This is a genomic window from Cupriavidus sp. R6-3, assembly GCF_059772245.1.
The window spans coordinates 1-8,958 of record NZ_JCBAJO010000192.1; the positions used below are offsets into that span (position 1 = coordinate 1).

Here is an 8,958-nt window from a genome sequence, read left to right on the forward strand (position 1 = left end):
GGCTGCCGCGGGCGCCGATGCGCGGCAGGCACCGCAGGCCTTGCAGGCATTGGAGACGCTCGAAGCCGCGCGCGACGGCGCGCTGGGCGAGACCGAGCGCGCGCTGCTGGCCGGCTGGCCCGCGCTGCGCGAAGCCTACAGCGGCGACGAGCACGTGGTGACGATCCGCGGCAAGGACCTGCGCACCGGGCTCGTCACCACCACGCTGTCGGGCACGCGGCTGCGCAAGGTCGTGCTGCCGCGCTTTACCGACGAGGGCGAGCTGCTGCGCTGGCTGATGCGCGAGAACCTGCCGGGCTATTTCCCCTACACCGCGGGCGTGTTCCCCTTCAAGCGCGAGAACGAGGACCCGACGCGGATGTTCGCCGGCGAGGGCGATGCCTTCCGCACCAACCGCCGCTTCAAGCTGGTTTCCGAGGGCATGCCGGCCAAGCGGCTGTCGACGGCCTTCGATTCGGTCACGCTGTACGGCGAGGACCCGGACCTGCGACCCGACATCTACGGCAAGGTCGGCAATTCGGGCGTCTCGATCGCGACGCTCGACGACATGAAGGTGCTGTACGACGGCTTCGACCTGATAGATCCGCAGACCTCGGTGTCGATGACGATCAACGGCCCGGCGCCGGCGATCCTGGCGATGTTCATGAACACCGCGATCGATCAGCAGCTCGACCGCTTCCGCCGCGAGCAGGGCCGCGAGCCCGATGCCGGCGAGGCGGCGAAGATCCGCGCGATGGTGCTGCAGAACGTGCGCGGCACCGTGCAGGCCGACATCCTGAAGGAGGACCAGGGCCAGAACACCTGCATCTTCTCGACCGAGTTCTCGCTGAAGGTGATGGGCGACATCCAGCAGTACTTCGTCGATCATCAGGTGCGCAACTTCTACTCGGTGTCGATCTCCGGCTATCACATCGCCGAGGCCGGCGCGAATCCGATCTCGCAGCTGGCCTTCACGCTGGCCAACGGCTTCACCTATGTCGAGGCCTATCTGGCGCGCGGCATGCATATCGACGACTTCGCGCCCAACCTGTCGTTCTTCTTCTCGAACGGCATGGACCCCGAGTACAGCGTGCTGGGCCGCGTCGCGCGCCGCATCTGGGCCGTCACGCTGCGCGACAAGTACGGCGCCAACGAGCGCAGCCAGAAGCTGAAGTACCACATCCAGACCTCGGGCCGCTCGCTGCATGCGCAGGAGATCGACTTCAACGACATCCGCACCACGCTGCAGGCGCTGATCGCGATCTACGACAACTGCAATTCGCTGCACACCAACGCCTACGACGAGGCGATCACCACGCCGACGGCGGAGTCGGTGCGGCGCGCGCTGGCGATCCAGCTGATCATCAATCGCGAATGGGGCGTCGCCAAGTGCGAGAACCCGAACCAGGGCAGTTTCCTGATCGAGGAACTGACCGACCTGGTGGAGGAGGCGGTGCTGCAGGAGTTCGAGCGGATCGCCGAGCGCGGCGGCGTGCTCGGCGCGATGGAGACCGGCTACCAGCGCGCCAAGATCCAGGAAGAGTCGATGCTCTACGAGCAGCGCAAGCACGATGGCTCGCTGCCGATCATCGGCGTCAATACCTTCCGCAATCCCGACGGCGATCCGACCCCGGCCACGCTCGAACTGGCACGCTCCAGCGAGGACGAGAAGCAGAGCCAGCTGCGGCGGCTGCAGGCATTCCACGCCCGCCACGCCGACGCGGCGCCGGCGATGCTGGCGCGGCTGCGCCAGGCGGTGATCGACGACGAGAACGTGTTCGCGGTGCTGATGGACGCGGTGCGGGTCTGCTCGCTCGGGCAGATCACGCATGCGCTGTTCGAGGTTGGCGGACAGTATCGGCGGAACATGTAGCGTCCGCCGAACAGGCGGCGACTGCGGGGAGCGACCGCGCGGGACCGCCACGTCCCGCGCGGTCGTTTGCTTCGGCCGCTTGCTGCGGTGGCCTGCTGTTGCCTCGCCCTTGGACGGCGAATTCGCACGACCGTGCGTTAAACTCGCAAGCGGCGCTGCCTTGCCGCCGGGCTGTCGATCCATCGCTGCCAGTCCAGCGGCCCCCGGCGCGATTCCGGCGCAGTCGCGCATTCCCGAACCGGAGCTCACGGTGTACGACCCGAACAATATCTTTGCCCGAATCCTGCGAGGCGAGCTGCCTTGCCACAAGGTCTACGAAGACGCCGACACGCTGGCCTTCATGGACATCATGCCGCAGTCGGACGGCCACGTGCTGGTGCTGCCCAAGGAGGCCGCCGCCGAGCTGTTCGACCTGTCCGAAGGCGCCGCGCAGGCCGCGATCCGCACCACCCAGCGCATCGCCCGCGCGGTGCGCGACGCGTTCGGCCCGGACGGCCTGTCGATCGGCCAGTTCAATGGCGCCGCCGCCGGCCAGACCGTACCGCACGTGCACTTCCATATCGTGCCGCGCTACGCCGACCGCCCGCTGCGCGGCCACGCCAGCGAGCCGCAGGACCCGGCGGTGCTGCAGCAGCATGCGGCGCGCATCGTCGCGGCGCTGGGCTGACGCCCGTCCGCATTCACGCGATCCGCATTCACGCGATCCGCATCCATACCCTTTCCATTTCCATTTCCATTCCATCCGCAAGCAGGGAGACAGCATGACAATCCACACCGTCGGCATCATCGGCGCAGGCACCATGGGCAACGGCATCGCGCAGGCGTGCGCGGTGGTCGGGCTCGATGTCGTGATGGTCGATATCAGCCAGGCCGCGGTCGACAAGGGCATCGCCACCATCGCCGGCAGCCTGGACCGCCTGATCAGGAAGGACAAGATCACCGAGGCCGACAAGAACGCGGCGCTCGCGCGCGTGCGGGGCTCGACCGCCTACGAGGACCTGAAGGCCGCCCAGATCGTGATCGAGGCCGCCACCGAGAACTACGAGCTCAAGCTCAAGATCCTGAAGCAGGTCGATGCGCTGGTCGGCGAGGACACCATCGTCGCGTCCAACACCTCGTCGATCTCGATCACCAAGCTGGCCGCGGCGATCAGCCGCCCCGAACGCTTCATCGGCATGCACTTCTTCAACCCGGTGCCGATGATGGCGCTGGTCGAGCTGATCCGCGGCCTGCAGACCAGCGACGCCGCGCACGCGGCGGTCGAGCAGCTGTCGAAGCAGCTTGGCAAGTATCCGATCACGGTGAAGAACAGCCCGGGCTTCGTCGTCAACCGCATCCTGTGCCCGATGATCAACGAGGCCTTCTGCGTGCTCGGCGAGGGCCTGGCCTCGCCGGAGGAAATCGACGAAGGGATGAAGCTCGGCTGCAATCATCCGATCGGCCCGCTGGCGCTGGCGGACATGATCGGGCTCGACACCATGCTGGCCGTGATGGAGGTGCTGTACGCCGAGTTCGCCGATCCGAAGTACCGCCCCGCCATGCTGATGCGCGAGATGGTGGCCGCCGGCTACCTCGGCCGCAAGACGGGCAGGGGAGTCTACGTCTACAGCGCGGCGAAATAGCGTTCCGCTGCCGGCATGACGGACACCGCGCCGTGCGACGGAATGCGTAACGGAATGCGTAACGGAGTGCGTAACGGAGTGCGTAACGGAACGCGTAACGGAGTGCGTAACGGAACGCGTAACGGAACGCGTAACGGAACGCGTAAGCGGCCACCGACTCCGACGCGAGGCAGGTCCTTCATGCCGGCCAAACCCGATACCTTCGCAGCGCCGCCTCGGGCGACCTGTTCCAGCGCCATGCGGTGATGTTGCGACAACCACATGCACACCGCGGTGGTGCCGGCCGTGCGGCATGCCGTCGATGATGGACGCATGACGCACGGCGCAAGCCGAATGCGAAGGTCGCGCGACGACGCGTTCGGCGAGGCCGGACGGCATGGGAAAGGATCGTTCGCTTTCCGAAAAGTGGTCTGGCCTTGATCCGTACGATGACCGCCTCATTCACTCTATGAGGATTGAAAGTCATGGCGACCTTTATCGGAACGGTGAAGAAGACGGACTACGAGCAGTTCTACAACGAGGTGCGGAACAATCCAGGCGACTTCGTGAAGCGCGTCCTGGGGCAGAACGCCGCCGGGGCGGAGCCGAGTGGCAGGTTTCAGATCGGCGAGAACATCTTCACGCTGACGTGGGCCACAAAGGGGAAAACACGGCAACTGTGCATCCGGCGCGAGTTCGAGAACGGCGAGTCGTTGGTGCAGACGCGACTGATGCAGTTGATGGACTTTCTGTTCTTCCGCAGCAGCACGCGCACCATGGAGCGGGCGCTGCGCAGCGGGTCCACCATCACGACTGGCCTGGTCAAGGACATGCGCGCGCATGTCGATCGCATCGTCGACGAACTGTGGCCCGACATCGAGGCGCGGAACGCCGAAGCCGGCCAGGGCCCCTCCGACCGGCGCGGCAACGCGGTGCCGACGAACCGGGCGATATCGGAACGCACGCTGGGATCACTGGCGCCGCTGAACCCCGGGGAAATCGATGCGTGGATCCGCTGTGCCGAGGGCGGTCCGGTGGGCCTGACGCATATCGACCGAAGCAAGACCAGGATCGAGGGCGACATCCTGGTGCTGTCCTTCAAGAGCGGGGGCGATGCCATCGAGTTTCGCCTTCACGCGCCGAGCGTCGCAACGCACGGGAAGGAGCGCGTCCAGCGCGACATGGAGCGGTTGCTGCGCATTGCCAAGGGCCAGAGACAGGGCTGCGATTATCGGAACATGGCCGAATTGATGGGTCGTTTCATGGTGGCGACGATCGAAGACGAAGCGCCCCGGCTGCTGGAAGCGTCGGCCAGCGCGATCGTCCGGGATGACCAGGATAACGACGTCAGGCCGCTGATGATCTGCACGGTGAAGAAGGGCAGGCCGGAGCCGACCCGGACAACGCGGCGCGCCCTTGCCCGCGCGGTCGACAAAGCCATGGCATCCTGCCGTGCGTCCGCGGCACAGCGCTTTCAGACCATCCTGAATGGCGTGTGTCGCGACAAGGGCGATCCCGTGGTATCGACGGTGCTGGATGCGCGCGAGAGGCTGATCGAGAAAATCCAGCAGAAGGTCAAGCCCCATCTCGCCGGAAAGCGGCTCGCCGCCTTCGTGCGCGAGGTCGTGCGGCAATGCGGTGTGAATGGCGAGGCGGCGCAGGCCCTGCATGCCGATCGCGCGGCGGGCTCCGCCTTGCCGGCGCGCGTACGGCTGGTGCACTTCACACGCAAGCCGGGACTGCTGGAGCGCCTGTCCGGCGACGCGCCTGGCGAGGAAGTGCTTGCGGTCGCATCGCGCGAGGATGGCGAGGCATTGCGCTTCGTGCCGCTGGGACAGCGCAACATGGCGAAGTGGGCCTGGAAGACCATCAAGCTGGCCGAGGTGCCGAAGGATGTCGAAAGCGATGCCAGGGCACTGCATCAGACGGTTTTCGACAGCTCGCTCGGGCGGTTCTACCAGAACGAAATCCTGCCGCTTGTCATGGAAAGCGTCCAGGCGCTCCGCGAGGATTTGCGTTTCCAGGACACGCCCGAAGGCGACGCGGCGAAAGATCTGTTGCTCAAGCTGACCGGCAATCTGCGGATCGGCAATACGACCTTCGCCTACCTCCATCGCTGGGCAGGCGATGCGGACCGGGCAGCCCGTGTCGCACCGGGCCAGAACGACTTCTCCGCGGACCGCGTCATCATGCGGGACGAGGACGCGGCGCGTTCGGGCCCGGTGGCGGCGGATCCGGTCTCGCAGCGCCAGGCTGCGGCGTACGCGCTCAGGCAGGATCTCAAGAACGTGTTCCCGCGGCTTGCCAACGTGACGGAGGCCGACTGCAACAAGCCCGTCACCCTCTATAAGGACGGCAAATTCGAATCCTTGCCCGTGTTTCACCCGACCGAGCCAAACCAGCAGGGCGATCAGCGGCAGTGGCGTTCGCTCGGCAACGGCAGCGCACCGAACCAGCAGTCGGAGCCGTCCTCCTCCGCAAGCAAGGTGCCGGCCGAAAAGGTGCCGGTCTGAATCCGATGCCTCATTCGCCGTACTGGCGCAGTCCCTCGAGATCGAGCACTTCGATCTCGCCATAGTCGACCCGAACCAGGCCCTGCTGCTCCAGCACCTTCAGGGCCTGGTTCGCCCGCTGGCGCGAAATGCCGGCCAGCAGTCCGATCTCCTCCTGCGAAATCTCCAGCTTGGTGCCGATGCCCGGATAGAGGTGCTCGTTGAACAGCGACGACACCGCGCGCGCCACGCGCGAGTCGATATCGAGCAGCCGCTCGTATTCGACCGCGGCAATGAACTGGCCGAGCCGCTCGTTCAGCTGGGTCAGCAGAAAGCGCGTGAAGGGCAGGCTGGTATCGAGCAGCCATTGGAAGGTCTCGCGCGGCAGGAAGGCGATGCGCGAATGGCGCAGCGCCATCACGTCGTACTTGCGGATCTCCTGCTTCAGCGCGGCCCCTTCGCCGAACCATCCGCCGGTCGGCACGCCGGTGAAGGTCACCGACTTGCCCGATGGCGACACCGTGGTGATCTTGACGATCCCCTCCAGCACGCCCAGCCAGTGCTCGGCCATTTCGCCCTTGTGGCAGACGTAATCGCCGGGGTTGTATTCGCGCACGAACATGGCCTGCCGCACCCGCTGGCGCTGTTCGTCGCTGAGGTCGGCGGCCCAGATGCACCGGTCGAGAAAGTCGTTGAGCATGCCTGCTTGGCTCCGGTCGGGAGTCCGGCGGGGACTCCGCTAGGGATTAACCCGGAATTGTCACCGACGTGACAACCGGGGGGAGGGGCATCGGCTATCTTACGTTCACCACGGACCGACCCGCGCTCAAGGCGCGGCCACGATATCCCTGGCGCGCGGCGGCCTGCTGGCCTTCGGACGACCAGGGGCAAGTATAACGATCGGCACCGGCGCTTGGCACCGGCGGGAACCCACCCGTCGGAGGGACAGGAGACAGCGATGCAGGACAGGTCGGCAACGACCTTCCCGCGACTGCTGCTGGCGCACGCGCAGCAGCGGCCGGATCATCCGGCCTATCGCGAGAAGGATCTCGGTATCTGGCAGACGAGCAGCTGGTCGCAGGCGGCGCAAGAGGTACGTGCGTTGGCCTGCGGACTGGCCGCGCTGGGCTTCGGCCGCGGCATGAACCTGGCGGTGGTCGGCGACAACCGTCCCCGGCTGTACTGGGCCATGACCGCCGCGCAGGCGCTGGGCGGCGTGCCGGTGCCGCTGTACCAGGACGCGATCGCCAGCGAGATGGTCTACGTGCTGCGCGATGCCGAAATCGCCTTCGCGGTGGTCGAGGACCAGGAGCAGGTCGACAAGCTGCTCGAGGTCGAGGAAGAGCTGGCAGCCCAGGGTGGCGCGGTGCGCCATCTGGTCTACGAAGACCCGCGCGGGCTGCGCGATTACGACCATCCGTCGCTGATGTCGTACGAGCGCCTGCAGGAGATCGGCCGCGAATACGACCGCGCGCATCCGGGCTTCTTCGACGAGGCCGTGACGGCCGGCGACCCGGACGATACCGCGATCATCCTGTACACCTCGGGCACCACCGGCAAGCCCAAGGGCGTCTGCCATTCGCACCGCGGCCTGATCGGCGCGGCGATGCACGGCTGCGAGTTCGACCGGCTCGGTCCCGACGACGACGTGCTGTCATACCTGCCGATGGCCTGGGTCGGCGACAACCTGTTCTCGTACGCCCAGGCGCTGGCCGCCGGCTTCACTGTCAACTGCCCCGAGTCGCGCGAGACCGTGATGACCGATCTGCGCGAGATCGGCCCGACCTACTACTTCGCGCCGCCGCGCATCTACGAAAGCCTGCTGACGCAGGTGATGATCCGCATGGAGGACGCCGGCTGGCTCAAGCGCAAGCTGTTCGGCTGGGCCATGGACGTGGCGCGCCGCTGCGGCGCCGACATCCTCGATCGCCGCCCCGTGCCGCTGCTCGAGCGCATGCGCTACGCGCTGGGCGAATCGCTGGTCTACGGCCCGCTGCGCAACGTGCTCGGCATGAGCCGCATCCGCGTGGCCTATACCGCGGGCGAGGCGATCGGTCCGGACCTGTTCCGCTTCTATCGCTCGATCGGCATCAACCTGAAGCAGTTCTACGGCCAGACCGAGACCTGCGCCTATGTCTGCCTGCAGCCCGACGGCCAGGTCAAGTTCGATTCGGTCGGCCCGGCCGCGCCCGGCATGGAGATCCGCATCGCCGAGAACGGCGAGGTGCTGGTGCGCGGCGTGGGCCTGCTGAAGGCCTACTACAAGCGCGACGACGCGACACGAGAGGCGATCAACGACGAGGGCTACTTCATGACCGGCGACGCCGGCGTGATCGACGCCGACGGCCATCTGAAGATCATCGATCGCGCCAAGGACGTCGGCAAGCTGGTGGACGGCTCGATGTTCGCGCCCAAGTACATCGAGAACAAGCTCAAGTTCTTCCCGTACATCAAGGAAGCGGTGGCCTTCGGCACCGGCCGCGACCGCGTCTGCGCCTTCGTCAACATCGACTTCGAGGCGGTCGGCAACTGGGCCGAACGGCGCCACCTGCCCTACGCCGGCTATATCGACCTGGCCGCGCAGCCGCAGGTGATCGACCTGATCGCCGAATGCGTGGAGCAGGTCAATGCCGATCTGGCCAAGGATCCGGCGCTGTCGGGCTCGCAGATCGCGCGTTTCCTGATCCTGCACAAGGAGCTCGATCCCGACGACGACGAGCTGACCCGCACCCGCAAGGTGCGCCGCGGCTTCATCGCGGAGAAGTACGGGGTGCTGATCGACGCGCTGTACGCCGGACGCCCGGAGCAGTTCATCGAGACGCGCGTCAAGTTCGAGGACGGGCGCGAAGGCAGCGTCAGCGCGACCCTGAAGCTGGTGGATGCCAAACGCTTCCCGCCGGCCGGATCGGCGCAGGCCGCGCAGGCAACGCAGGCCGGCGCGGCAACGCCCGCCGAGCAAGCGGCATAGCAGGGGCAGGAGGATGACGCAGATGGCGTGGCAAGGCGTGGAGCG

The 8,958-nt window shown here is 66.6% G+C and carries 6 protein-coding genes; 5 read left to right on the top strand and 1 reads right to left on the bottom strand.

Going from position 1 to position 8,958, the window contains the following annotated elements:
* The 4 genes from AC6EI8_RS20895 to AC6EI8_RS20910 all read left to right on the top strand — a co-directional run.
* The coding region (locus tag AC6EI8_RS20895) for a methylmalonyl-CoA mutase family protein (protein ID WP_498382763.1) at positions 1-1,852 on the top strand (1,852 nt) is incomplete at its 5' end.
* Positions 1,853-2,102: 250 nt separating this feature from the next.
* Positions 2,103-2,519 carry an HIT family protein gene (locus AC6EI8_RS20900; RefSeq protein ID WP_226108113.1) on the top strand — a complete coding sequence of 139 codons (417 nt, stop codon included), beginning with the start codon at positions 2,103-2,105 and terminating at the stop codon, positions 2,517-2,519.
* Positions 2,520-2,613: 94 nt separating this feature from the next.
* A complete protein-coding gene (locus tag AC6EI8_RS20905) occupies positions 2,614-3,474 on the top strand; it encodes a 3-hydroxybutyryl-CoA dehydrogenase (protein WP_498382764.1) in 861 nt (286 codons plus the stop codon).
* A gap of 464 nt (positions 3,475-3,938) precedes the next feature.
* A complete protein-coding gene (locus tag AC6EI8_RS20910; protein ID WP_498382765.1) occupies positions 3,939-5,966 on the top strand; it encodes a hypothetical protein in 2,028 nt (675 codons plus the stop codon).
* A 10-nt stretch (positions 5,967-5,976) separates the two neighbouring features.
* On the opposite strand, the gene AC6EI8_RS20915 is transcribed toward AC6EI8_RS20910, so the two are convergent.
* Entirely contained in the window at positions 5,977-6,645 is a 669-nt protein-coding gene (locus tag AC6EI8_RS20915; RefSeq protein ID WP_006578248.1) for a Crp/Fnr family transcriptional regulator, read from the bottom strand.
* Positions 6,646-6,903: 258 nt separating this feature from the next.
* On the opposite strand from AC6EI8_RS20915, the gene AC6EI8_RS20920 reads away from it, so the two are divergent.
* Positions 6,904-8,913, top strand: coding sequence for an AMP-dependent synthetase/ligase (locus tag AC6EI8_RS20920; protein WP_498382766.1), 2,010 nt, complete (start codon positions 6,904-6,906; stop codon positions 8,911-8,913).
* The last annotated feature ends 45 nt before the right edge of the window (positions 8,914-8,958 follow it).

What these genes read in the sequence shown, in the direction of transcription:
- AC6EI8_RS20905 (WP_498382764.1), top strand. Translation starts at nt 2,614, where the DNA reads ATGACAATCCACACCGTCGGCATCATCGGCGCAGGCACCATGGGCAAC.
- AC6EI8_RS20910 (WP_498382765.1), top strand. Translation starts at nt 3,939, where the DNA reads ATGGCGACCTTTATCGGAACGGTGAAGAAGACGGACTACGAGCAGTTC.
- AC6EI8_RS20915 (WP_006578248.1), bottom strand. Translation starts at nt 6,645, where the DNA reads ATGCTCAACGACTTTCTCGACCGGTGCATCTGGGCCGCCGACCTCAGC.
- AC6EI8_RS20920 (WP_498382766.1), top strand. Translation starts at nt 6,904, where the DNA reads ATGCAGGACAGGTCGGCAACGACCTTCCCGCGACTGCTGCTGGCGCAC.